The following is a 24,106-nucleotide window of genomic DNA, read 5'->3' as shown; positions in this document are numbered from 1 at the left end:
TCTCCCCCTTGCCGGTTGTCCCCCGGTCATTATCCCGCCGCCAGGCGGTCCTGGGCCGGGAAGAGACCGAGCCGGTGGGCCAGGGCGGCCGCCTCGCCGCGGCTGGACACGCCGAGCTTGGCCAGGATGTTGGAGACGTGGACGCTCACGGTCTTCGGCGAGATGAACAGTTCCTCGGCTATCTGGCGGTTGGTACGGCCGGCCGCGAGCAGGCGCAGGACCTCCCGTTCCCTGGCGGTGAGGCCGAGGGCCGTGGCCGGATCGGCCGGGGTGGCGGCGGCACCTGCGGGGCCGGGGGTCAGGGCCAGCCGGGCACGGCGGGCGGACCGGGTGACGGCGGTCATGAGGGGGCGGGCGTCGAGGTGGGTGGCGAGCGCCGAGGACAGCCGGAGGAGCTCCAGCGAGCGGTCGCGCTCCTGTGTGCCGCCCGCTCTCAGGAGGACTCCGGCCAGGCGGAGACGGACCCGGGCGAGGTCGTAGGGGCGGTCCAGGCACTCGAAGGCGGTGACCACCGGGGCCCAGGTGTCCACGGTGTCCCGGCCCTCCGCCCTGCGCAGTTCCGCGCGGGTCCACTGGTCGTAGGCGTCCCACAGGGGTGCCCCGGTGGTCAGGGTGCGCACGGTCTCCGTGAGCCGGTCGAGGACCTCGGCCCGGCCGCTCCGGGCGGTGGGCAAGGTGCGGGTGTCGGCCTCCACGGTGGCGGCGGCCCTCAGCAGCGGCCAGCCATGGCGGTGCGCGCCGGTCGGGAGGCCGGCGTCCAGCGCCCGGAGCAGTTCGGCTCGGGCGTCGGTGAGGCGGCCCTGCCCGGCGGCGATCCCGAGGGCGACGCGGGCCGGCGGCAGGGACTGCCGGGGCATCGGGTCATGGGTGCCGAAACGGTCGCGGGCGGTGGCGAGTTGCCGGGCCGCCTCGGTGAGGTCGCCGCGGGCCAGGGCGAGGTGGGCCAGTTGCAGGGCGCCCGCGCCGCGGGGCTCGGTGCCATGGCCGACCCGGGTGGCCTGCACGGCGGCCTCGGTGGCCCCCGGCCACTGCCCCAGTGCGTACAGCGCCTCGGACAGCGCGGCCCACATCCAGGCCTCGGAGTCCGGCAGTCCGTGCCCGCGGGCGAAGGCGATGCCCTCACGCAGCAGGGGCACGGCCTCGCGGTCCCGGCCGAGGCCCGTCATCGCGGACGGCAGGGCCGCGTAGGCGCGGCCCGCGACCTGGTGCAGGCCCTCGGCGAGGGTGTCCTGGAGGACCTGCCGCATCTGGGTGAGCCCGGCCTCGTGGTCGCCGGATTCGACGAGGAGGCCGCCCAGGGTGAGGCGGGCGTGCAGTTCTATGTCGCGGGCGCCGACCATCCGCGCGTACTGCACGGCCTGTTCGGCGGCGGCGAAGGCCTCGGGGCCGGGCCGGTGCAGCATGGACCAGCCGGCGGCCAGGGTCAGCACCTCGGCGTGCACCTCGGACGGGGGCAGTCCGCGCACCAGTTCCTCGGCCGTGGCCAGTTCCCGCCGGCCGTCGCCGTGGGCCTGGGCCTGGGTCAGTTGGGACCGCTGCACCCAGAACCAGGCGGCGCGCAGGGGATCCGGCTCGTCCTCCAGCAGGCGCAGGGCCCGCTTGGTGATCTGGAGGGCGCGTTCGCGCTCCCCGCCGAAGCGGCCCGCGACGGCGGCCTCGGCCATGAGGTCGAGGAGGCTCAGCGGGGTGGTGGTCCGGTCGCCGCCGCACGGTGTGCGCGCGTCCGTGCAGTCCACGGGGCGCAGGGCGCGGCGCACCTCCTCGGGGGTGCCGTCCCACAGCTCCATCGCCCGTTCCAGCAGGCCGAGTTGTTCGGTGTAGGCGTGCCTGCGGCGGGCGACGACGGAGGCGGCGAGGACGGCGGGCAGGGCCTTGGCGGGGTCGTGGGCGTGGTACCAGTAGCCCGCCAGGCGTGGCACGCGCGCGTCGGCCGGGACGAGTGCGGGGTCGGTTTCCAGGGCCTCGGCGTAGCGGCGGTTGAGGCGGGAGCGCTCGCCGGGCAGCAGGTCGTCGGCGACGGCCTCGCGGCTCAGGGAGTGCCGGAAGCGGTAGCCGGTGCCGTCCGGGGTGGCGGTGAGGATGTTGGCGCCGACGGCGGCCCGCAGCGCCTCGATGAGGTCGTCCTCCGGGAGCCCGGCGACGGCCGCGAGCAGCCGGTACTCCACGGTGGAGCCGCCCTCCGCGATGATCCGGGCGACCCGCTGGGCGGGCTCGGGCAGGGTCTCGACCCGGACCAGGAGGAGGTCGCGCAGGGAGTCGGTGAGGCCGGTGCGGCGGCCCTCCCGGGCGGCCACGGCGAGCTCCTCCACGAAGAAGGCGTTGCCGTCGGAGCGCTCGAAGATGGCGTCGACCTGGGCGGGGCCTGGTTCGGTGGCCAGGATGCCGGCGATCAGGCGGGCGGCCTCCTCGCGGGTGAGGCGGGGCAGGGCGATCCGGCGGACGGTGCGCAGCCGGTCCAGTTCGGCGAGCAGGGGGCGCAGGGGGTGGCGGCGGTGGATGTCGTCGCAGCGGTAGGTGGCGAGGACGAGGAGCCTGCCGGTGCGCGGGGTGCGCAGGAGGTAGGCGAGCAGGTGGCGGGTGGAGGCGTCGGCCCAGTGCAGGTCCTCCAGGACGAGCGCGATGGTGTGGTCGGCGGCGAGCCGCTCCAGCAGCCGGGCGGTGAGTTCGAACAGGCGGGCCATGTCCTGCTCGTCATGGCGGCCCGCGCGGTTCTCGCCCAACTCGGGGAGCAGCCGGGCGAGTCCCTCTTCCTGGCCGGCCGCCGCGGTGGCGAACTCCTCGGGCCGGGCGGCGCGCAGGGCACGCAGCGCGGCGGAGAAGGGGGCGAACGGCAGCCCGTCGGCGCCGGTCTCCACGCAGCCGCCGACGGCGACGACGGTCTCCCGGCTCGCGGCCGCCGCGGTGAACTCCTCGACCAGGCGGGTCTTGCCCACGCCCGCCTCACCGCCGAGCAGCAGTGCCTGCGGCTCGCCCAGGGCGGCACGGGCGAGCGCGTCGTGCAGCACGGCCAGCTCTTCGGCGCGGCCGACGAACACGGGACTGACGGATCTGGTCTCCACGGAGCCGAGCATCGCACGGGCCGCGATGACAGGGTCGCCGGTTTTCCACAGGCTCGGTGTGATCGTCGCACCGGCCCTGCGAGGGGGCGTGCCGACGGCGCGAGGGGTCGCGTCCACGGCGGGAAGCGCCGTAACCGCAGGGGTCAGTGCCGTACCCATGGCGCGGTCACCCGGTCCGCAGCGGGCGACGCCACCGGGGCGGGGTCGGGTGCGGTTCGCCGCCCCTGCCGGCGCCGCCGGCCCAGGCCCGTGCCGTGCGTCGGGCGCGGCGGCGGGCCCGGGCCACCTCGCGGGCCAGGCGATGCCGCTCGGCCTCCGCCATCAGTCGCTCGGCGTGCGTCCGGGCCTGGTTCTCGATCTCGATCACGGCGGGTCCCTTCGCGGGAGGACGGGGCGGGGCTTCGCTCGCTGCGTTGCTCCGCGTGATGTCCCCACCCTCCGCTCCGAGCCGGGCGTGCCGCATCGGGAGGATTCCGCATCTTGGGACGTCCGGTGGGCCGGACCCGCACGCATAAGGGGCCTCAGGGAACCGGTGACATGTGCACGGATTCCCTAAGGCCCCTGGCGCCTGGCCCCTGGCCCCTGGCCCCTGGCCCCTGGCCCCTGCGGGCTACAGGCCGCTCAGCTCGCCGACGGCAGCGCCAGCAGCGCGTCCGAGTACTTCATGACCGCCAGCAGCAGTCCGATGATGCCGAGCGAGACTCCCGCCCAGGCCACGGACTTGATCCAGGGCGCCTGCGGGCGGCCGGGGGTGCCGAAGGCCGGGCGGGCGAGGACCACCACGCCGGTGACCAGCGCGACCAGCGCGAAGAAGCCGGCCCACAGCGCGGTGGTGTGCCAGGCGTCGCCGTAGACCGCCTTGATCTGCGTGGCGACGCCCGCCGTGGAGGACGTCCGCAGCTGGCCGATGAGCTGCTGGCGGGCGCCCGCGATGGTGCCGACCCAGCCGCCGCTGAGCGAGACCAGGCCCAGCGCGACGGAGACGACGGCGCCGGCGCCCTGGCCGACCCCCGAGGGCACCTTGGCGCCCTCCGTCCCGTCCGCCGCCTCGTCCGCTGTCCCGTCCGCCGCCTCGTCCGCCGTCTCTTCGGCGGGTGCGCCGTCGGCCGCCGCCTCAGCGTCCCCGGCGACCGTGTCCCCCGCCGCGGTCCCGGTCTCGGGGCCGGTCTCCGCCTTCCCCGCGGTCTCCGCCTTCCCCGCGGTCTCCGCCCCCTGTGTCGTCTTGTCGTCGTGCCGCGCCGCCGTGGTGCCGGGCGCCGCGTCTTCGGATGTCTTCGTTGCCATGGCAGCAACCGTACGGACGCCGTCTGAGAGGGCGCTTAATGATCGTCAGTGGGCGTGTTGCGCGGCGCCCCCGCGTGCCGTACGCCATTCGGGGGCCAGCACCGACCAGATCTCGGTGCTGGTGCGCTCGCCGCGGTGCGGGTAGTTCTCGCGCAGCACGCCCTCGCGGGTCATGCCGAGCCGCCGGGCGACGTTGATGCTGGGCTGGTTGGAGGTGGACACCCGCCACTCGACCCGGTGCATCCCACGCTCCTCGAACGCCCAGTCGAGCAGGACCCGCATGCCGCGGGTGACCAGTCCGCGTCCGGCCGCTGCGGGCTCCAGCCAGCAGCCGGCCTCGCACACCCCGCTCGGGGTGTCCCAGCCGCGGAAGAGCAGCGCGCCGACGAGCGTCCCGTCCAGCCAGACACCGTGCAGCGCACCGGCGTCGACGGCGCGCCGGTCGGCATAGCCCTTCAGCCAGGCGCGGGCGCTGTCGAGGTCGGTCACCAGGTCCGCCAGTGCGACGTGCAGCCCGATGAACTCGCGCCCGCGGTCGATGGACGCGAGGACCTCCTCGGCGTGCCAGACCTCCAGCGGGCGCAGCTCGGCGCCGTCGTCACCCAGGGATATCGCGTACATCGCGCTGTGCTTCCTTCTGCAGTTCGTTCATCCGGTCCCGGGCCAGGCGGTCGGCCGGGACCCGCGCGAGCCTCTCATGCGCGGCGCGGCACTCCGGCGGCTCGATGCTGATGTGCGGCAGCCGGCGTTCCAGCCAGCCGGGCAGCCACCAGTTGGCGGCGCCGAGCAGGTGCATCAGGGCGGGCACCAGGAGGGTGCGCAGCACGAAGGCGTCGAGGGCGACGGCGGCGGCGAGCGCGATTCCGAACATGGCGATCACGCGGTCGCCGCTGAGGACGAAGGCGAGGAAGACCGAGATCATGATCACGGCCGCGGAGTTGATGACCCGGCTGGTCTCGGCGAGGCCCACCCGGACGGCGCGCCGGTTGTCGCCGGTCGCCAGCCACTCCTCGTACATCCGGCTGACCAGGAAGACCTGGTAGTCCATGGAGAGCCCGAAGAGCACCGAGACCATGATCACGGGCAGGAAGGGCTCGATGGGGCCCGCGCGGCCGAGACCGAGCAGTTCGCTGCCCCAGCCCCACTGGAAGACGACGACGACCACGCCGAACGCGGCGGCCACGGCGGCGATGTTCATCACGGCGGCCTTGAGCGGGATGCCGAGCGAGCGGAAGGCGACGAGCAGCAGCAGGCAGCCGAGCCCGATGACGGTGCCGACGAACAAGGGCAGTTTGCCGACGATCACGTCCGAGAAGTCGTCGTAGCTGGCGGTCACCCCGCCGACCTGGATGTCGAGGGAGGTGCCCTGTTCCGCGCGGGGCAGCACCGTCTCGCGCAGCCGGTCCACGAGGGCGCTGGTGGCCTGGGACTGGGGTGCGGAGCCGGGGACGACGGTGAGGTAGGCGCTCTCGCCGCCGGTGGCGTAGGCGACCGGGGTGGCGGAGGCGACGCCGGGGGTGGCGCGCAGGGTGGTGTCGAGGTTGTCCAGGGCGAGCCGGTCGGCCGCGCCGTCCACCCGGGTGACGAGGGTCAGCGGCCCGTTGACGCCGGGTCCGAAGCCGTCGGCGAGCAGGTCGTAGGCCTTGCGGGTGGTGGAGGTGCGGGGGTCGTTGCCCTGGTCGGAGGTGCCGAGGTGGAGCGAGAGGGTGGGCAGGGCGAGCAGCGCGATCACGGCGACGGCCAGCGAGCCGAGCAGTTTGGGGCGCCGCTCGACCAGCGCGGACCAGCGGGCGGCGAGGCCGGTGGGCACCTCGGGGCGCGGCCCCTGCTCGGCGAGCCGGCGGCGTTCGCGGCGGCTGAGGGCGCGCGGGCCGATGTACGACAGCAGGGCGGGCAGCAGGGTGACGGAGGCGGCGACGGTCAGGATCACGGTCAGGCCGGCGGCCACGGCGACGCCGTTGAGGAAGCTCAGCCGCAGGATCAGCATGCCGAGCAGGGCGATGCACACGGTCGCGCCCGCGAAGACGACGGCGCGTCCTGTGGTCGTCACGGCGCTCACGGCGGCCTCGGTGACGTCCAGGCCGCGTTTCAGTCCGCGCCGGTGTCTGGTGACGATGAACAGGGCGTAGTCGATGCCGACGCCGAGGCCGACGAGCATGCCGAGCATGGGCGCGAAGTCGGCGACGGTCATGGCGTGGCCGAGCAGTCCGATGCAGGCGTGGGCGGTGCCGACGCCGATCAGGGCGGTGGCGATCGGCAGCAGGGAGGCGGCGAGGGAGCCGAAGGCGAGGAAGAGGACGACGGCGGCGACGAGCACGCCGACCACCTCGGCGGTGTGGTCGCTCGGCGCCTCGGTGAGCCCGATGGCGCCGCCGCCCAGCTCGACCTGGAGATCGTCGCCCTCCGCGGCCTTGGCGGCGTGCACGACGGCCTGGGCCTCGGGCGCGCCGATGTCCTCGGCCTGCTGCGCGAAGGTGACGGTGGCGTAGGCGGTGTGGCCGTCGGCGCTGATCTGCCGGGCGCCCTGGCCGCCGTACGGGCCGTCCACGGAGGCGATCCCGGGCAGGGCGGCGATCCGGTCGAGGGCGCGGGTCATGCTCTGTTCGACGTCGGCGGCGCGGACGGTGTCCTTCGCGGTGTGCCAGACGACGGTGTCGCTGTCGCCGCCGAGGCCCGGGAAGCCCGCCTGGAGCAGCTGGGCGGCGCGGCCGGACTCGGTGCCGGGGACCGAGTAGTCGTTCGAGTACGACGTTCCGGCGACGGAGGCGACCGCGGTGGCCCCGCCGAAGGCACACAGCCACAGCAGGACGGCGATCAGTCGGTGCCGGAGGCACCAGCGCGCGAGGGCTGCCACGGACGTGCTCCCAAGGACGATTTGTGGATCTTTGGCCGGGAACGATCGTCCATTTACTGAACAGCCCGCAAAGAACGCATGAGCAATCGTTGGACACTCTTGCAGGCAAAAGTGATCCTTTGCTGTGTTCGTGGGCTTATTCACAGCAAGGGGAGAAAACGCCGTGGGGGGACGCGCCGGTGCGGCGCGTCCCCCCACGGGTTGACGGTGACTCAGCCCTCGGGCTCAGCCCTCGGACTCAGCCCTCGCTGACGCCGAGCCTCTCCAGGATCAGCTCCTTGACGCGGGCCGCGTCGGCCTGGCCGCGGGTGGCCTTCATGACCGCGCCGACCAGGGCGCCGGCCGCGGCCACCTTGCCACCGCGGATCTTGTCCGCGATGCCGGGGTTGCCGGCGATGGCCTCGTCCACGGCCGTGCCCAGCGCCGAGTCGTCGGAGACGACCTTCAGGCCGCGCTTGTCGACGACCTCGTCCGGGGTGCCCTCGCCCGCGAGGACGCCCTCGATGACCTGGCGGGCCAGCTTGTCGTTCAGGTCGCCCTTGGCGACCAGCTCGGCGACCCGGGCCACCTGCTGCGGGGTGATCGCCAGCTCGTCCAGGGACGTGCCGGCCTCGTTGGCGCTGCGCGCCAGCTCGCCCATCCACCACTTGCGGGCGGACGCCGCGTCGGCACCGGCCTCGATGGTGGCGACGATCGGGTCCAGCGCGCCGGCGTTCAGGATCGCCTGCATCTCGGTGGCGGAGATGCCCCACTCGGCGAGCAGCCGGGTACGGCGCACCAGCGGCAGCTCGGGCAGCGCCGCGCGGATCTCCTCGACCCACTCGCGCGAGGGCGCGACGGGGACCAGGTCGGGCTCCGGGAAGTACCGGTAGTCCTCGGCCTCCTCCTTCACGCGGCCCGAGGTCGTGGACCCGGTGTCCTCGTGGAAGTGGCGGGTCTCCTGGACGATGGTGCCGCCGGAGGACAGCACGGCCGCGTGCCGCATGATCTCGAAGCGGGCCGCGCGCTCGACCGAGCGCAGGGAGTTGACGTTCTTCGTCTCCGAGCGGGTGCCGAACTTGTCGGCGTCCTTGGGCATCAGCGACAGGTTCACGTCACAGCGCATCTGGCCCATTTCCATGCGGGCCTCGGACACGCCGAGGGCACGGATGACCTCGCGCAGCTCACGGACGTACGCCTTGGCCACCTCGGGGGCGCGCTCGCCGGCGCCCACGATCGGCTTGGTGACGATCTCGATGAGCGGGATGCCGGCGCGGTTGTAGTCCAGCAGGGAGTGGGACGCGCCGTGGATACGGCCGGTGGCGCCGCCGACGTGCGTCGACTTGCCGGTGTCCTCCTCCATGTGGGCGCGCTCGATCGCCACGCGGAAGGTCTCGCCGTCCTCCAGCTGTACGTCGAGGTAGCCGTCGAAGGCGATCGGCTCGTCGTACTGGGAGGTCTGGAAGTTCTTCGGCATGTCCGGATAGAAGTAGTTCTTCCGGGCGAAGCGGCACCACTCGGCGATCGAGCAGTTCAGCGCGAGGCCGATCCGGACGGCCGACTCGACGCCGGTCGCGTTGACGACCGGGAGCGCGCCGGGCATGCCGAGGCAGACGGGGCAGGTCTGCGAGTTGGGCTCGGCGCCCAGCTCCGTGGAGCACCCGCAGAACATCTTGGTCTTGGTGCCGAGTTCGACATGGACCTCAAGGCCCATGACGGGGTCGTAGGACGACAGCGCGTCCTCGTACGACACCAGGTCGGTCGTGGTGGTCACGGTGAAAACTTCCCTCTCAGCCCAGCAGGACGTCGTCGTCGCCCAGCCGCTTCAGCTCGCGGTAGAGGATCGCGAGGCCGGTCACGATCGCGACGGCGGAGACCGTGGCGTCGATCAGCCGCAGCGTGTCGTGCTCGGCGCGGGCCTTCTTGATCTGCTTGGTGACACCGATCGCGCCGAACGCGGTGGTGGCCATGGACAGGTACGTACCGGACTTGGACTTCTTGAAGTCCTTGGCCTTGGACAGCTTGCTCACAGCGACGGTGCCTCCTCAAGCAGCGGGTGTCCCCACTTTTCCACGAAGGCGGCCTCGACCGCGGCGCCCACCTTGTACAGGCGGTCGTCCTGCATCGCCGGGGCGATGATCTGGAAGCCCACCGGGAGGTTGTCCTCCGGGGCGAGACCGCAGGGCAGCGACATGGCGGCGTTGCCCGCCAGGTTGGTCGGGATGGTGCACAGGTCCGCGAGATACATCGCCATCGGGTCGTCGGCGCGCTCGCCGATCGCGAAGGCGGTGGTCGGGGTCGTCGGGGAGACGATCACGTCCACCTGCTCGAACGCCTTCTCGAAGTCGCGCGTGATGAGGGTGCGGACCTTCTGCGCGGAGCCGTAGTAGGCGTCGTAGTAGCCGCTCGACAGGGCGTAGGTGCCGAGCATGATGCGGCGCTTGACCTCGGGGCCGAAGCCGGCCTCGCGGGTCAGGGAGGTGACCTCCTCGGCCGAGTGGGAGCCGTCGTCACCCGCGCGCAGGCCGTAGCGCAGGCCGTCGAAGCGGGCGAGGTTGGACGAGCACTCGGAGGGGGCGATCAGGTAGTACGCCGACAGCGCGAGGTCGAAGGACGGGCAGTCCAGCTCGACGATCTCGGCGCCGAGCCCCTTCAGCAGCTCGACCGACTCGTCGAAGCGCTGGATGACGCCGGCCTGGTAGCCCTCGCCGCGGAACTGCTTGACGACGCCGACGCGCATGCCCGCCACGCTGCCGTTGCGGGCGGCCTCGACCACCGGCGGGACCGGGGCGTCGATGGAGGTGGAGTCCATCGGGTCGTGGCCCGCGATCACCTCGTGCAGCAGGGCCGCGTCCAGGACCGTACGGGCGCAGGGGCCGCCCTGGTCGAGGGAGGAGGAGAAGGCGACCATGCCGAAGCGGGAGACCGCGCCGTACGTCGGCTTCACGCCGACGGTGCCGGTGACGGCGGCCGGCTGGCGGATGGAACCGCCGGTGTCGGTGCCGATGGCGAGCGGGGCCTCGAAGGAGGCGAGCGCGGCGGAGGAGCCGCCGCCGGAGCCGCCGGGGATCTTGGTGAGGTCCCAGGGGTTGCCGGTCGGGCCGTAGGCGCTGTTCTCGGTGGAGGACCCCATGGCGAACTCGTCCATGTTGGTCTTGCCGAGGATGACGACGTCGGCGGCCTTGAGGCGCTTGGTGAGCGTCGCGTCGTACGGCGGGATCCAGCCCTCCAGGATCTTCGAGCCGACGGTCGTGGGCACGCCCTCGGTGGTGAAGATGTCCTTGAGCGCGAGCGGGACGCCGGCCAGCGGGCCGAGCTTCTCGCCGCGGGCCCGCTTCTCGTCCACGGCGCGGGCCTGGGCGAGGGCGCCCTCGCGGTCGACGTGCAGGAAGGCGTGCACCTTCTCGTCGACGGCGTCGATGCGGGCGAGGTGGGCCTCGGTGACCTCGACCGCCGTCAGTTCGCCGGAGGCGATCTTCCCGGCGATCTGCGCGGCCGTGAGCTTGATGATGTGGTCCGTCATGGTGGTCACTCCTCCCCCAGGATCTGCGGCACCTTGAAACGCTGCTGCTCCTGGGCGGGGGCGCCGGAGAGCGCCTGCTCGGGGGTGAGCGAGGGACGGACCTCGTCCGCCCGCATGACGTTCGTCAGCGGGAGGGGGTGCGAGGTCGGCGGTACGTCTTGGTCGGCGACCTCGCTGACGCGGGCGACCGCGCCGATGATGTCGTCGAGCTGGCCCGCGAAGTGGTCGAGTTCTTCGGGTTTCAGCTCCAGACGCGCCAGCCGGGCGAGGTGGGCGACCTCCTCGCGCGTAATGCCAGGCATGCAGCGATCCTCTGGGGTGAGTGTGTGTGGTTTGGAGCCAATCCTATGGGGCGGGGTGGGGTGGCCGTGAAACGGTTTCCCCGCCGGGCGCGTGCTCAGTGGCGCCGGGCGTCCCAGGTGACGCTGTCCAGGAAGTGATTGTCGTACCGCTCCTGCACCTCCAGCAGGCTCTCCGGGGTGGCCTCGCCGAGGCGGATGCGCTGGAGGTGGCGGAAGTACTCGAAGCGCTCGACGCCCGGGGTGATGACGACCAGGAGATCGGCGGTGGCGCCGGGGACGGCGGCGAAGGCGTGCGGACGGTCCGGCGGTACGACGATCAGATCGCCGCGCTCGGCGGTGACCACGTCGTCGCCGGAGAGCACGTCGGCGGCGCCGTCCAGCAGGTAGAACATCTCGGCGGAGCGGCGGTGCAGATGCGGGCGGGCGCCGTCGGCGCCCTCCGCGAGGGTGACGCGCACGGCGGACAGCGCGCCGCCGGTGGCACTGCTGTCGGCCAGCAGCCGGAAGGCCGCCGGGTCCCCGCCCAGCACCTCGGCCCCGGCCTCCCGCACCAGCGCGGTGTCCTCGAACCTCGGCACGAACAGCGACATCTCGGGCTCCTTCTGGTGCAGGCGATCAGCCCGGTCAGGCCGTTCGGGGCGTACCTCCAGCTCAGCGGGATGCTATACGGACGGCTTGCGGCCGCCCGCCGTCGCCGGCGGGGGGTTGCCGCCGCCGGGCACGGCCACCTGTCCGTCGGCGGGCGCGGGCCGGCGGGTGGGTGAGCCGACACTGTCCTGACGGAAGCGGAGCCACGCCGTCGCCTCATCCGCCGGCATCGCCGCCGCCACCAGCCACCCCTGCACCGCGTCACAGCCGAGGTCCCGCAGCCGCTCCCAGGTCTCGTCGTCCTCCACGCCCTCGGCGACGACGAGCAGCCCCAGGGAGTGCGCGAGGTCGAGGGTGCAGCGCACGATCTCCGCGTCCTCGGCGTCCACCGCGAGCCGCGCCACGAAGGAGCGGTCGATCTTCAGCTCGCTGACCGGCAGCCGCCGCAGGTGCACCAGGGAGGAGTACCCGGTCCCGAAGTCGTCCAGGGACATCTTCACGCCGTGCCCGGTCAGCGCCGCGAGGGTGTCCGCGGCCCGCTGCGGGTCCTCCAGCAGGACGTGCTCGGTGATCTCCAGCTGCAACGCGCCCGCCGGCACCCCGTGCCGGGCCAGCCGCGCGGCGACCGAGCCCGCGAAGCCCGGCGTGTGCACATCACGCGGGGAGACGTTGACCGCGACCGGCACCCGGATCCCCTGGGCCCGCCACCGGGCGACCTGTTCGAGGGCGGTCTCCAGGACGTACTCGGTGAGATGGGGCATCAGCCCGGAGGACTCGGCGATCGCGATGAACTCGTCCGGCGGCACCTTCCCGCGCTCGGGGTGCACCCACCGCACCAGCGCCTCGAGACCCGCCACCTGCCCGTCGAAGCGCACCTTGGGCTGGTAGTGGAGCTGCACCTCGTGCGCGTCCAGCGCCCGGCGCAGATCGCCGAGGAGGCCGAGCCGGTCCGGGGTGTTGGAGTCCCGTTTGGACTCGTACACCTCGACGCCCGTACGGTCCCGTTTCGCCTGGTACATGGCCACGTCGGCCCGCCGCAGCAGGCCCTCCGCGTCCCGCGCGTGGTCCGGGAAGACGGCGACCCCGGCGCTGGCCTCCAGGACGAGGGTGAGGCCGTCGAGGTCGAGCGGGGAGCTGAGGGCGGTCACGAGGCCCCGGGCGACCCGCATGGCCGACGTGATGGAGTCGACGGCGGGCAGTAAGACCGCGAACTCGTCGCCGCCGAGCCGGGCCGCCTCCGCGCCGCGCGGCAGGGCGAGCCGCAGCCGCTCGGCGATCTGCAACAGCAGCCGGTCCCCGGCGAGATGGCCGAGGGTGTCGTTGACCGAACGGAACCGGTCGAGGTCGATCAGCATCAGCGCGGAACGGGCGCCGACGCGGTCCGCGTCGTCCAACGCGGTCCAGATCCGCTCCTGAAGCCACTGCCGGTTGGGCAGCCCGGTCAGCGGATCGCGAAGCTGTTCCTCGGCCCGGGCGCGGGCCATCCACAGGGCGGAGTCGAGGGCGATGAGCGGGATCGCGAACAGCGGCAGCAGGACCGGCTGGGCGTCGGCGACCACGCACAGCAGCGGCGCGATGCCGAGCAGCGCCACCGCCACCAGGCCCTGTCTGACCAGGGCGGGGCGGGGCACGGCCGGCAGGCCGTGGTCCCGCGGCGCGGTCAGGTACCACAGCAGGCCGCGGCCGACGGCGAGATAGGCGACGGCGGCGAGCACCACCTCGGGCGCCGTCGCGGGGCTCCAACTGCCGGTCCGCCAGGGCTGCTCCACGCTGGGCACCCGGCCCAGCGCGCCGAGCAGCAGGGCGGCCACGCCGATGCCGAGGATGTCCACCGCGCCGTGCAGCACCCCCTGCCGCCAGCGGTGCCGGCGGGCGATGCCGACCAGGACGACGACGGTCAGGCTGACCATGCCGGCGGGCACCCAGCCGTAGCGCAGCAGCACGGCGAGGGTGAGCGCGGCGCCCGAGCCGGTGCCGCCCCACCAGCGGGCGCGGCCCAGCATGACGAGGTGGCCGACGATGATCCCGGTGAGCAGGGCCAGCGACCAGCCGGCGGTGCCGCACGGGAAGAGGGCGTGGCCGCCGCCGAAGGCGCGCAGGAAACCGGCGGCCAGGACGAGCGCGGCGGCCGCCGTGACGGCCGCGGGCAGCGCGGGCCAGGGCAGTTGCCTGCCGCCCTCCTGGCCACCGCCGACGCCGACCCCGGCCCCGACGCCCGCGCCCGCCAGGCCGGGCGCGGGTTCGATGGCGAGGGGCAGCCGGGCGCGCGGCCCGGTCACGGGACCGGTCACGGGACCGCCTGCGGGGCCGGTCGCGGCCGGGCGGACGCGCGGCCGGATACGGCCGTCACCGCGGCCGGGCCGCAGGTTCTCCCGCCAGCCGAGCGCGCGGCGGCGCAGGCGCAGCCATGAGTCCGGGGCGACGCTCTCGGTCGGTTCCATTCCCGTCCCTCTCACAGCCGGCGGTGCCCACGCCGCGCGGCCCGATGTCCGACACCGTCGACGGCTCGCGCTGAAGAAAACCCTTGCCGCGCCAGCGGCGGGCAGGGAAATGCCCCCGACCGCCGCCGGGCGCGGCAGGTGCACAACTCAACACTAGGCCGCGCGGGGCTGCCACGGGCACCGGTCGTCGGCGGTTGCCCGAATGCGCCCGGGGCCACCCGTATGCAACTGGTATGCGCCGAACGGGTGGCCTTCAACCGCTACTCCTCGGTCGGAAGCGCGGCCTCCGCGGCGGCGTCGGGGCCCTGTTCCAACAGGACGCCGAATCCGTCCTCGTCGAGCACCGGCACCTTCAATTGCATGGCCTTGTCGTACTTCGAGCCCGGGTTGTCACCCACGACGACGAACGAGGTCTTCTTCGACACCGAGCCGGTCACCTTGGCGCCCCGGCTCTGCAACGCCTCCTTGGCGCCGTCCCGGGTGAAGTTCTCCAGGGTGCCGGTGACCACGACGGTGAGCCCCGCCAGCGGACGCGGACCCTCCGCCTCCCCGCTGACCTGGTCCTCCAGCGGGACCCCGGCGGCCTTCCACTTGCGGACGATCTCGCGGTGCCACTCCTCGGTGAACCACTCCTTGACCGCGGCCGCGATGATGGGGCCGACGCCGTCAGTGGCCGCCAGCTCCTCCTCGGTGGCCTGTTCGATTCGGTCGACGGAGCGGAACTCGCGGGCGAGGGCCTGGGCGGCGACCGGGCCGACGTGCCGGATGGACAGTCCGTTCAGGAAACGGGCGAGCGGACGGGACTTGGCCGCCTCGATGTTCTCCAGCAGCGCGAGGGTGTTCTTCTTCGGCTCGCCCTTCTGGTTGGCGAAGACCGTGACGACCTTCTCCTCGCCGGTCTTGGGGTCGCGCTTGGGCAGACCGCTGTCCTGGTCCAGCACGTACGCCTTGATGGGCAGCAGCTTCTCCACCGTCAGGTCGAACAGGTCGCCCTCGTCCACCAGCGGCGGGTCGGCCGGCTCCAGCGGGCGGGTGAGCGCGGCGGCGGCCACCTCGCCGAAGTGCTCGATGTCCAGGCACGCGCGGCCCGCGAGGTAGGAGACGCGCTCGCGCAACTGGGCCGGGCAGGTACGGGCGTTGGGGCAGCGGAGGTCGATGTCGCCCTCCTTCATGGGCCGCAGCGGGGTGCCGCACTCGGGGCACTCGCCGGGCATCACGAACTCCCGCTCGCCGCCGTCGCGCAGGTCGACCACCGGGCCGAGGATCTCCGGGATGACGTCGCCGGCCTTGCGGATGACGACCGTGTCGCCGATCAGCACGCCCTTGGCCTTGACGACCTCCTGGTTGTGCAGGGTCGCGAACTCGACCTCGCTGCCCGCGACCGTGACCGGCTCGACCTGGGCGTAGGGCGTGACGCGGCCGGTGCGGCCGACGCCCACCTTGATGTCGATGAGCTTGGTGTTGACCTCCTCCGGCGCGTACTTGTAGGCGATGGCCCAGCGGGGGGCGCGCGCGGTGGAGCCGAGGCGGCCCTGGAGGCGGATCTCGTCCAGCTTGATGACGGCGCCGTCGATCTCGTGCTCCACCGAGTGGCGGTTCTCGCCGTCGTAGTGCGCGATGAACCGCCGTACGCCGTCGAGGCCGTCGACCACCCGGTTGTGCGGGGAGGTGGGCAGGCCCCAGGCGCCGAGGAGGTCGTAGGCCTGGGAGAGGCGGGTCATGCCGCTGAAGCCCTCCAGGGCGCCGATGCCGTGGACCACCATGTGCAGGGGGCGGGTGGCGGTGACGCGGGGGTCCTTCTGGCGCAGCGAACCGGCCGCGGCGTTGCGGGGGTTGGCGAAGGGCTTCTCGCCGGCCGCGACCAGGCGCTCGTTGAGTTCGAGGAACCTCTTCATCGGGATGTAGACCTCGCCGCGGATCTCGACCAGGTCGGGCACGTCGTCGGCGGCCAGCCGGTCGGGGATGTCGGCGATGGTGCGGACGTTGGGCGTGATGTCCTCGCCAGCGACGCCGTCACCGCGGGTCGCGGCGCGGGTGAGGCGGCCGTGCTCGTACGTGAGGTTGACGGCGAGGCCGTCGACCTTCAGCTCGCACAGGAAGTGGTAGGTCTGGTCGCCGAGTTCGCGGGCGACGCGGTCGGCCCAGGCGGCCAGTTCGTCGTCGTTGAACGTGTTGTCCAGGGAGAGCATGCGCTCGCGGTGCTCCACGGAGGTGAACTCCGTCGCGTACGACCCCGCCACCTTCTGGGTGGGCGAGTCGGGGGTGCGCAGCTCGGGGTACCGCTCCTCCATGGCCTCCAGGGACTTCAGGAGCTGGTCGAACTCCGCGTCGCTGATGACGGGAGCGTCCTTCACGTAGTACCGGAAGCGGTGCTCCTCGATCTGCTCCGCCAGCTGCGCGTGCCTGTCGCGGGCCTCGGCGGGCACCGCCGTGGTCTCCGCCTGCTTGTCGCCGGCCACCGTGTTGTCCTCCCGTTACTCTGGGTTGTCCGCGAGGGATCTCGCCGCCCGGACGCAGTGGGCGAGCACCTGGCGCGTGTACCCCGGGGAAGCGCCCGCGAGACCGCACGCCGGGGTCACCGTGACCGCCTCGGCGAGCAGGCCCGGGGCCAGCCCCAGCCTGCGCCACAACGTCCTGACACCCATGACGCTACCGGCAGGGTCCGACAACGGGCCGTCCGTGCCCGGCACGACACCGGCGAACAGGCGGGTGCCGGCCTCGACGGCCTCGCCGATCGCGTCGTCGTCACGTTCGGTGAGGAGCGCGAAGTCGAAGGACACGGCGGCGGCGCCGGCCCGGCGCAGCAGCGCGAACGGGACGTCGGGGGCGCAGGAGTGGACGGCGACGGGGCCGTCCTGGTGGGCGCCGACGACGTCGCGCAGGGTCTGTTCCACGAGCTGGCGGTCCACGGCGCGGTGGGTGCGGTAGCCGCTGGCGGTGCGGACCTGACCGCGCAGCACGGCGGTGAGGGAGGGCTCGTCGAGCTGGAGCAGGACGCGGGCGCCGGGGACGCGGCGCCGGACCTCGGCGAGGTGCAGGCGCAGCCCCTCGGCGAGGGAGGCGGCGAGGTCGCGGCAGGCGCCGGGGTCGGAGAGGGCGGCCTCGCCGTTCCTCAGCTCCAGGGCGGCGGCGAGCGTCCACGGCCCGACCGCCTGCACCTTCAGGTCCCCCTCGTACCCCTGGGTGAACTCCTCCAGGGCGTCCAGGTCCTGCCCCAGCCAGGCCCGGGCCCGCCGGGTGTCCCGCCCCGGCCGGTCCCCGATCCGCCACCCGCTGGGCTCCACGCGCGCGTACAGCTCGACCAGCATGCCCGCGGTACGGCCGATCATGTCGGCGCCGGGGCCCCGCGCGGGCAGTTCCGGCAGGTAGGGGAAGTCCTCGAACGACCCGGTGACGGTCTTCACGGCCTCTCGCGCGTCCCCACCGGGCATGGAACCGATGCCGGTGGCCCCCGCGAACCTGAACCCACTCATCTCACTCACCCCGGCAGCGTAAGCGGTCCGGGCCCCCGCCCCTCGACCCCCCGGGTGCGCGCGGACGTCAGGGGTGAAGGTGTTCGTGCAGGAAGGCGGCCAGGGCCCCGGGGTCCGCCACCGTCAGGTTGTCGCCGAAGCGGTGGCGTTCCCGTCCCAGGCCCATGCCGGCCACTCCCGGACCGTGCCGGCGTCCGCCGCCCACGAGCTCACCGCCCCGGCCGTACCGTCAGGTCGTTGACCTCGGCGTCCCTCGGGAGGTCCAGGGCCATCACGATCGTGGTGGCCACCGACTCGGGGTCGATCCACCGGGCCTCGTCGTACTCCTTGCCCTCCTGCTGGTGGACCTTGGCCTGCATCGGGCTGGCCGTGCGGCCGGGGTAGACGGAGGTGACGCGGACGCCGGCGGCGTGCTCCTCCTGGCGCAGCGCGTCGGCGAGGGCCTTGAGGCCGTGCTTGGAGGCGGCGTAGGCGGCCCAGCCGGCGTTGGCGTTGAGGCCCGCGCCGGAGTTGACGAAGAGGACGTGGCCGCGGGCCGCGCGCACCTGGGGCAGCAGGAGGCGGGTCAGCTCGGCGGGGGCGAGGAGGTTGACGTCGAGCTGGTGGCGCCAGGACTTCGGGGTCAGCTCGCCGATCTCGCCGAGGTCGACCACGCCCGCGATGTGCAGCAGGGAGTCCACCCGGTCCGGCAGCGTCTGGTGGGAGAACGCCCAGGAGAGCCGGTCCGGTTCCGCGAGGTCGCCCACCAGGGTGCGCGCGCCGGGGAACTCGGCGGCCAGTTCCTTCGCGCGCCCGGCGTCCCTGGCGTGCAGGACGAGTTCGTCGCCGCGCGCGTGCAGGCGGCGGGCGACGGCCGCGCCGATGCCGGAACCGGCCCCGGTGATCACATGTGTAGCCATACCCGCCATGTTCGCATCAGCGGATGCCCATCTGTTCCTCCAGGTAGGCCATCGCCCCGACCGGCTCCTCGGCGAAGAACACCAGCTCGGCCAGGGGGCGCGGCAGGAAGCCCTCCTCCTCCATGCGGCGGAACTGCTCGCGCAGGCCGTCGTAGAACCCGGCCGTGTTCAGCAGCACCACCGGCTTGTGGGTGCGGCCGTGCTTCTTCAGCTCCAGGATCTCGGTGGCCTCGTCCAGCGTGCCGGTGCCGCCCACCATGACCACCACGGCGTCGGCCTTCTCCAGGAGCAGCTTCTTGCGTTCGGCGAGGTCGGCGGCGATCACCATCTCGTCGGCGGCGGGCCGCGTCCGGTTGGCCAGGAACTCCACGGACACGCCGACCAGCCGGCCGCCCGCCTCCTCCACCCCGTCGGCGACGACCTTCATCAGACCGACGTTGGAACCGCCCCAGACCAGGGTGTGGCCACCCTTGCCGATCAGTTTCGCGAACTCGTGGGCGGGGCGGGTGTACCGCTCGTCGAGGTCGGCGGCGGAGAGGAAGACGCAGATGTTCATGGCCTCTACCGTACGCGGGAAGAACCCGGCGCCCGTCGGCGCTGTCCTGGTATGGCCGAAGGACACACCATCACGATCGAAGCCGGCGAGCGGCACGTGCGCGTGGTGCACGGCGACCAGGTGCTCGCGGAGACCGACCGCCCCCTCGTGCTGCGCGAGACGGGCTGCCCGGTGCGGTACTACATCCCGGCCGAGGACGTGCGCCTCGACCTGCTGACCCCCTCGGAGACCCACACGGTCTGCCCGTTCAAGGGCACGGCGTCCTACTGGTCGCTGCCGGACGCGCCCGATCTGGTCTGGGCGTACCCGGAGCCGAAGCCGGACGTCGCGGCGATCGAGGGCCACCTCTGCTTCTACGACGTCGACGTGTCGTGAGGGACGAGTCCGCCGTCGTGCGGCAGTCTGCACGGACATGGACAAGAAGACGACTTCCCGCGACGGCACCCCCCTCGCCTACTCGGTGACCGGCCGGGGGCCCGTGGTGATCCTGGTGAGCGGCGCGATGTCCACCGGCGGCACCCTGGCCCCGCTGGCCGAGCGGCTCGCGGACGACGTGACGGCCGTCGTCTACGACCGCCGGGGCCGCGACAGGAGCGGTGACACGGCGCCGTACGCGGTGGACCGCGAGGTCGAGGACCTGGCCGCGCTGCTCGACGCGGTGGGCGGCGACGCCGCGCTGTTCGGTGTCTCCTCGGGCGGCGCGCTGGTGCTGGAGGCGGCGGCGAGCGGGCTGCCGGTCGCCCGTGCGGCGGTGTACGAGGTGCCGTACGCGGACCGTCTGGCCGGCGGCGCCGAGCGGGAGGCCGCGTACAAGGAGCGGCTCGGCAGGGCGCTCGCGGAGGACCGGCGCGGGGACGCGGTCGAGCTGTTCCTGCGGCTCACCGGGCTCGGCGAGGAGATGATCCGGCGCGCCCGGCAGTCGCCCATGTGGCCCGGCCTGGAGGCGGTCGCGCCGAGTCTCGCGTACGACGACGCCGTCATGGGCGACGGGCTGCTCCCCCGCGACCGGCTGGCCGCCGTGTCCGTGCCGCTGCTGGCGATCGCGGGCGGCGCGAGCCCGGAGTGGATGCGGCACGCCGCGCGGGACATCGCGGACGCGGTGCCCGGTGGCGCGTACCGGGTGCTGGAGGGGCAGACCCACATGGTGGAGCCGGAGGTGCTGGGGCCGGTGCTGGCCGGCTTCTTCACGGGGTAGGACGGCCCCGGGGTCAGGCCGCGGTCGTCGCCCGCGTGGTAGAGGCGATCGTGGCCGAGCCGACCACGCGTGTGCCGTCGTACAGCACGATCGCCTGGCCGGGGGCGACGCCGCGGACCGGTTCGGTGAAGGTGACGCGCAGTTCGCCGTCGACGGGCTCGGCCCGCACCTCGGTCTCGCCGCCGTGGGCGCGCAGCTGGGCGGTGTAGGTGCCGGGGGCGGTGGGGGCGGTGCCGCACCAGCGGGGCTTGATCGCGGTGAGCGCGGTGACGTCCAGGGCGGCGGCCGGGCCGACGGTGACGGTGTTGGTGACCGGGGAGATGTCGAGGACGTAGCGCGGCTTGCCGTCGGGGGCCGGGGTGCCGATGCGCAGGCCCTTGCGCTGGCCGATGGTGAAGCCGTACGCCCCCTCGTGCGTGCCCAGCCGGGCGCCGGACTCGTCCACGATGTCGCCCTCGGCCTTGCCGAGCCGCTGGGCGAGGAAGCCCTGGGTGTCGCCGTCGGCGATGAAGCAGATGTCGTGCGAGTCGGGCTTCTTGGCCACCGCGAGGCCGCGGCGCTCGGCCTCGGCGCGGATCTCCTCCTTGGTGGTGACGGTGTCGCCGAGCGGGAACATCGCGTGCGCGAGCTGCTTCTCGTCCAGGACGCCGAGGACGTACGACTGGTCCTTGGCCATGTCGGAGGCGCGGTGCAGCTCGCGGGAGCCGTCCGCGCGGACGATCACCTGGGCGTAGTGGCCGGTGCAGACGGCGTCGAAGCCGAGGGCCAGCGCCTTGTCCAGGAGCGCGGCGAACTTGATCTTCTCGTTGCAGCGCAGGCAGGGGTTGGGGGTACGGCCGGCCTCGTACTCGGCGACGAAGTCCTCGACCACGTCCTCGCGGAAGCGGTCGGCGAGGTCCCAGACGTAGAAGGGGATGCCGATGACGTCGGCGGCGCGGCGGGCGTCGCGGGAGTCCTCGATGGTGCAACAGCCCCGCGCGCCGGTGCGGAAGGACTGGGGGTTCGCGGAGAGCGCGAGGTGGACGCCGGTGACGTCATGGCCGGCTTCCGCGGCGCGCGCGGCGGCGACGGCGGAGTCGACGCCGCCGGACATGGCGGCCAGGACGCGGAGGGGGCGCTGCGGGGTCTCAGTCATAACGCTTCCAGGGTACGGGGCCGTGGGAAACGGGCCGCGGGGTTTCCGGGCCCCGGAAAAATCATGGGCGAGGCCCTTTATGTCTGGTATGGGCTGGCTTATTCTTTTCTTAGGCCTACGAGACGAGTGAGGGAGTTCAAGCGGAGTAGCCGACTTCAGCGTGAGACCGCGAGGGATCCGCTGGTGCCGACGTCGACGCTCGGGCTGAGAGGCCGGAAGGTCGCAAGACCGGAAGGCGACCCCCATTCACCTGATCCGGACAATGCCGGCGAAGGGAACCCGCCTCGTAGGTCGTTCTCGTGCTCTCCTCGGGGTCGGGGGCCGGGTCTCAGGTGAGACCGGCCGCGCGGGCGCGTTCCACCGCCGGGCCGATGGCCTTGGCGACCGCGTCCACGTCCTGCCGGGTGGAGGTGTGGCCGAGGGAGAAGCGCAGGGTGCCGCGGGCCAGGTCCGGGTCCACACCGGTGGCGAGCAGGACGTGGCTGGGCTGGGCGACGCCCGCGGTGCACGCGGAGCCGGTGGAGCATTCGATGCCCTGGGCGTCCAGCAGGAGCAGCAGGGAGTCGCCCTCGCAGCCGGGGAAGGTGAAGTGCGCGTTGGCGGGCAGCCGGCCGCCGGGCGCGGGGTCGCCGCCGAGGATCGCGTCCGGTACGGCGGCTCGCACGGCGTCGGCCAACTCGTCGCGCAGGGCGCCCACTTCGCGCGCGAACCGCTCCTGCCGCCCGACGGCGACGCGGCCGGCGACGGCGAAGGAGGCGATGGCGGGGACGTCGAGGGTGCCGGAGCGCACGTGACGCTCCTGGCCGCCGCCGTGCAGGACGGGTACGGGGGTGTACTCGCGGCCGAGCAACAGGGCGCCGATGCCGTACGGGCCGCCGACCTTGTGTCCCGAGACGGTCATGGCGGCGAGGCCGCTGGCGCCGAAGTCGACGGGGACCTGACCGAGGGCCTGGACCGCGTCGGCGTGCAGCGGGACGCCGAACTCGGCGGCCACGTCGGCGAGTTCGCGGATCGGCATGAGCGTGCCGATCTCGTTGTTGGCCCACATCACGGTGGCCAGCGCGACGTCGTCGGGGTTGCGGGCGATGGCCTCGCGCAGGGCGTCGGGGTGGACGCGGCCGTAGGGGTCGACGGGGAGGTACTCGACGGTGGCGCCCTCGTGCTCGCCGAGCCAGTGCACGGCGTCGAGGACGGCGTGGTGCTCGACGGGGCTGGACAGGACGCGGGTCCGGGCGGGGTCGGCGGCGCGGCGGGACCAGTACAGGCCCTTCACGGCGAGGTTGTCGGCCTCGGTGCCGCCGGAGGTGAACACCACCTCGCTGGGGCGTGCGCCGAGCGCTTCCGCGAGGGTCTCGCGGGACTCCTCGACCGTCCGACGGGCCTGGCGGCCGGAGGCGTGCAGGGAGGAGGCGTTGCCCGTAACGCTCAGCTGTGCGGTGAGTGCCTCTGCCGCCTCCGGGAGCATGGGGGTGGTCGCGGCGTGGTCGAGGTAAGCCATGGTGTGCAGAGTCTACTTTGGCCGGGCGGCCCACCGGGGTGGCGGCGGCCCGGCCCGGCCCGTCACAGGCTCCAGGACACGGTGTTCGAGAGCTGCATCGCGATCAGCAGGGTCGCGAGGTCGGCGACGCCCAGGGCGAGACCGAGGTAGGCGCGGCCGCGGCGGGCCGTGCCGCGCCAGAGGGAGACGGCGGCCAGGACGATGGCGACCGGGCCGAGGAAGAGGTTGAGGACGAGCAGGCCGAGAAGGCCGAGGATGAAGGACGCGACGGCCATGCCGTCGGCGTCGCGGTTGCGGGCGGAAGCCTTGGGGCGGCCCGTGGCCGGTGCGGTGAGTTGCATGGTGCTCGACTCCTGGTGGTCGGTGGCGGTCAGTTGGCCGAGGTGCCCCGACGGCGGCCGATCCGCTCGCGGACGGCGAAGACGCCGAGCCAGACGACGATGACGGCGGCCAGTACGCCGGTGACGGACAGCGGTGCGTGGGCCACGGTGCCCAGCACCACACCGAGCAGCATGAGTGCGGCGACGAGGAACAGCATGGGATCAGATCCCCTTCCGGGATGCCTCGCGTTCCAGGCTCTGTGAAGTTTCGGTGAACAGTTGTAGTAACAGTTGTTCACTGACTTCGAGTCTAGCGCTTCCGGCGGCTTTCCAATTCCAGAGAACAGTTGTTAACTGGATGACATGAGTCACACTCCCGGCATCCGGCAGGCCCAGAAGCGGAAGACCCGGCAGGCGTTCCTCGACGCGGCGCTCGCGCTGCTGGAGGAGCAGAGCCTGAGCAGCCTGGGCCTGCGCGAGGTCACCCGGGCCGTCGGGGTCGCCCCCACCGCCTTCTACCGGCACTTCCGCTCGATCCCCGACCTCGGTGTCGCGCTGGTCGACGAGGCGCTGGGCAGCCTGCACCCGATGGTGCGCGAGACGGTGTCCATGACCGGCGACAGCGAGGAACGCATCGCGCGCGCCGTGGAACTGATCGCCCATTACGTCGCCACGCACCCCTCGCACGTCCGCTTCATCGCCCGCGAGCGGCACGGCGGGGTGCAGCCGGTGCGCGAGGCCATCGGGGGCCAACTGATCCGGTTCGCCGAGGAGTTGAAGGCCGAGCTGGCCAAAGATCCCGAGGCGGCGGGCTGGAGCGACGACGACGTGCTGATGCTCGCGCGCCTGTACGTCGACCAGATGCTGATCAGCGCCTCGCTGTTCCTGGAGGCGCTGGAGGGTCCGGCGCAGGAGCGGGACCGGGTGGCGCGGCTGGCCACCCGGCAGCTCCGGCTCATCGCCATCGGCCGCGAGCACTGGCTGGACTGAGCCGCCGGCC

At 73.2% G+C, this 24,106-nt stretch carries 22 protein-coding genes; 3 read left to right on the top strand and 19 right to left on the bottom strand.

Annotated features, from left to right (window positions below):
• Window positions 1-29: 29 nt before the first annotated feature.
• From AB0927_RS06545 to AB0927_RS06475, 15 genes are all read right to left on the bottom strand, one after another.
• Window positions 30-3,071, bottom strand: a complete 3,042-nt coding sequence (locus AB0927_RS06545; protein ID WP_366666619.1) for an AAA family ATPase — start codon at window positions 3,069-3,071, stop codon at window positions 30-32.
• A 154-nt stretch (window positions 3,072-3,225) separates the two neighbouring features.
• A complete protein-coding gene (locus AB0927_RS06540; RefSeq protein WP_366666422.1) occupies window positions 3,226-3,426 on the bottom strand; it encodes a hypothetical protein in 201 nt (66 codons plus the stop codon).
• 254 nt (window positions 3,427-3,680) lie between these two features.
• Window positions 3,681-4,343 carry a hypothetical protein gene (locus tag AB0927_RS06535; protein ID WP_366666421.1) on the bottom strand — a complete coding sequence of 221 codons (663 nt, stop codon included), beginning with the start codon at window positions 4,341-4,343 and terminating at the stop codon, window positions 3,681-3,683.
• 45 nt (window positions 4,344-4,388) lie between these two features.
• Window positions 4,389-4,964 carry a GNAT family protein gene (locus AB0927_RS06530; protein WP_366666420.1) on the bottom strand — a complete coding sequence of 192 codons (576 nt, stop codon included), beginning with the start codon at window positions 4,962-4,964 and terminating at the stop codon, window positions 4,389-4,391.
• Entirely contained in the window at window positions 4,942-7,197 is a 2,256-nt protein-coding gene (locus tag AB0927_RS06525) for an MMPL family transporter (RefSeq protein ID WP_366666419.1), read from the bottom strand. The genes AB0927_RS06530 and AB0927_RS06525 overlap by 23 nt, the downstream gene beginning before the upstream one ends.
• Before the next feature lie 238 nt (window positions 7,198-7,435).
• Window positions 7,436-8,950 (bottom strand): Asp-tRNA(Asn)/Glu-tRNA(Gln) amidotransferase subunit GatB, encoded by a 1,515-nt coding sequence (gene gatB / locus AB0927_RS06520; protein ID WP_366666418.1) that lies wholly within the window; start codon window positions 8,948-8,950, stop codon window positions 7,436-7,438.
• A gap of 16 nt (window positions 8,951-8,966) precedes the next feature.
• Entirely contained in the window at window positions 8,967-9,206 is a 240-nt protein-coding gene (locus AB0927_RS06515; RefSeq protein ID WP_053662973.1) for a hypothetical protein, read from the bottom strand.
• Window positions 9,203-10,699, bottom strand: coding sequence for an Asp-tRNA(Asn)/Glu-tRNA(Gln) amidotransferase subunit GatA (gene gatA / locus AB0927_RS06510; RefSeq protein WP_366666417.1), 1,497 nt, complete (start codon window positions 10,697-10,699; stop codon window positions 9,203-9,205). The genes AB0927_RS06515 and gatA overlap by 4 nt, the downstream gene beginning before the upstream one ends.
• 5 nt (window positions 10,700-10,704) lie before the next feature.
• The gene (gene gatC / locus AB0927_RS06505; protein ID WP_006130840.1) at window positions 10,705-11,001 is read right to left on the bottom strand and encodes an Asp-tRNA(Asn)/Glu-tRNA(Gln) amidotransferase subunit GatC; all 297 of its coding nucleotides are present in this window, start codon (window positions 10,999-11,001) and stop codon (window positions 10,705-10,707) included.
• A gap of 95 nt (window positions 11,002-11,096) precedes the next feature.
• A complete protein-coding gene (locus tag AB0927_RS06500) occupies window positions 11,097-11,591 on the bottom strand; it encodes a cupin domain-containing protein (protein WP_366666416.1) in 495 nt (164 codons plus the stop codon).
• Window positions 11,592-11,663: 72 nt separating this feature from the next.
• A complete protein-coding gene (locus AB0927_RS06495) occupies window positions 11,664-14,030 on the bottom strand; it encodes a bifunctional diguanylate cyclase/phosphodiesterase (protein WP_366666415.1) in 2,367 nt (788 codons plus the stop codon).
• Between the two features lie 260 nt (window positions 14,031-14,290).
• Entirely contained in the window at window positions 14,291-16,489 is a 2,199-nt protein-coding gene (gene ligA / locus AB0927_RS06490; RefSeq protein ID WP_366666414.1) for an NAD-dependent DNA ligase LigA, read from the bottom strand.
• 15 nt (window positions 16,490-16,504) lie between these two features.
• Window positions 16,505-17,512: a methionine synthase gene (locus AB0927_RS06485; protein WP_366666413.1), complete on the bottom strand. Its 1,008-nt coding sequence runs from the start codon at window positions 17,510-17,512 to the stop codon at window positions 16,505-16,507.
• Between the two features lie 200 nt (window positions 17,513-17,712).
• Window positions 17,713-18,402, bottom strand: coding sequence for an SDR family oxidoreductase (locus AB0927_RS06480; RefSeq protein ID WP_366666412.1), 690 nt, complete (start codon window positions 18,400-18,402; stop codon window positions 17,713-17,715).
• 16 nt (window positions 18,403-18,418) lie between these two features.
• A complete protein-coding gene (locus AB0927_RS06475; RefSeq protein ID WP_366666411.1) occupies window positions 18,419-18,958 on the bottom strand; it encodes a TIGR00730 family Rossman fold protein in 540 nt (179 codons plus the stop codon).
• A gap of 51 nt (window positions 18,959-19,009) precedes the next feature.
• Here AB0927_RS06475 and AB0927_RS06470 point away from each other — a divergent pair, with 51 nt between their 5' ends.
• Both AB0927_RS06470 and AB0927_RS06465 read left to right on the top strand, forming a co-directional pair.
• The gene (locus tag AB0927_RS06470) at window positions 19,010-19,333 is read left to right on the top strand and encodes a DUF427 domain-containing protein (protein WP_366666410.1); all 324 of its coding nucleotides are present in this window, start codon (window positions 19,010-19,012) and stop codon (window positions 19,331-19,333) included.
• Between the two features lie 37 nt (window positions 19,334-19,370).
• Complete coding sequence (locus AB0927_RS06465; RefSeq protein WP_366666409.1) at window positions 19,371-20,153, top strand: alpha/beta hydrolase; 783 nt, start codon at window positions 19,371-19,373, stop codon at window positions 20,151-20,153.
• A gap of 13 nt (window positions 20,154-20,166) precedes the next feature.
• Here the strand turns inward: AB0927_RS06465 and mnmA are convergent, their stop codons facing one another.
• The 4 genes from mnmA to AB0927_RS06445 all read right to left on the bottom strand — a co-directional run bounded on the left by mnmA (window position 20,167) and on the right by AB0927_RS06445 (window position 23,324).
• Window positions 20,167-21,288 (bottom strand): tRNA 2-thiouridine(34) synthase MnmA, encoded by a 1,122-nt coding sequence (gene mnmA, locus AB0927_RS06460; RefSeq protein ID WP_366666408.1) that lies wholly within the window; start codon window positions 21,286-21,288, stop codon window positions 20,167-20,169.
• 328 nt (window positions 21,289-21,616) lie between these two features.
• The gene (locus AB0927_RS06455; RefSeq protein ID WP_366666407.1) at window positions 21,617-22,786 is read right to left on the bottom strand and encodes a cysteine desulfurase family protein; all 1,170 of its coding nucleotides are present in this window, start codon (window positions 22,784-22,786) and stop codon (window positions 21,617-21,619) included.
• 62 nt (window positions 22,787-22,848) lie between these two features.
• Window positions 22,849-23,127 (bottom strand): DUF4190 domain-containing protein, encoded by a 279-nt coding sequence (locus AB0927_RS06450; protein ID WP_366666406.1) that lies wholly within the window; start codon window positions 23,125-23,127, stop codon window positions 22,849-22,851.
• A gap of 29 nt (window positions 23,128-23,156) precedes the next feature.
• Complete coding sequence (locus tag AB0927_RS06445; RefSeq protein WP_366666405.1) at window positions 23,157-23,324, bottom strand: hypothetical protein; 168 nt, start codon at window positions 23,322-23,324, stop codon at window positions 23,157-23,159.
• A gap of 145 nt (window positions 23,325-23,469) precedes the next feature.
• Between AB0927_RS06445 and AB0927_RS06440 the strand changes: the two genes are divergently transcribed.
• Window positions 23,470-24,096, top strand: a complete 627-nt coding sequence (locus tag AB0927_RS06440) for a TetR family transcriptional regulator (protein ID WP_366666404.1) — start codon at window positions 23,470-23,472, stop codon at window positions 24,094-24,096.
• Window positions 24,097-24,106: the final 10 nt, after the last annotated feature.

Source organism: Streptomyces sp. NPDC048106 (assembly GCF_040706415.1).
Lineage (GTDB): Bacteria > Actinomycetota > Actinomycetes > Streptomycetales > Streptomycetaceae > Streptomyces.
This window is presented reverse-complemented; position numbering and strand designations above follow the sequence as displayed.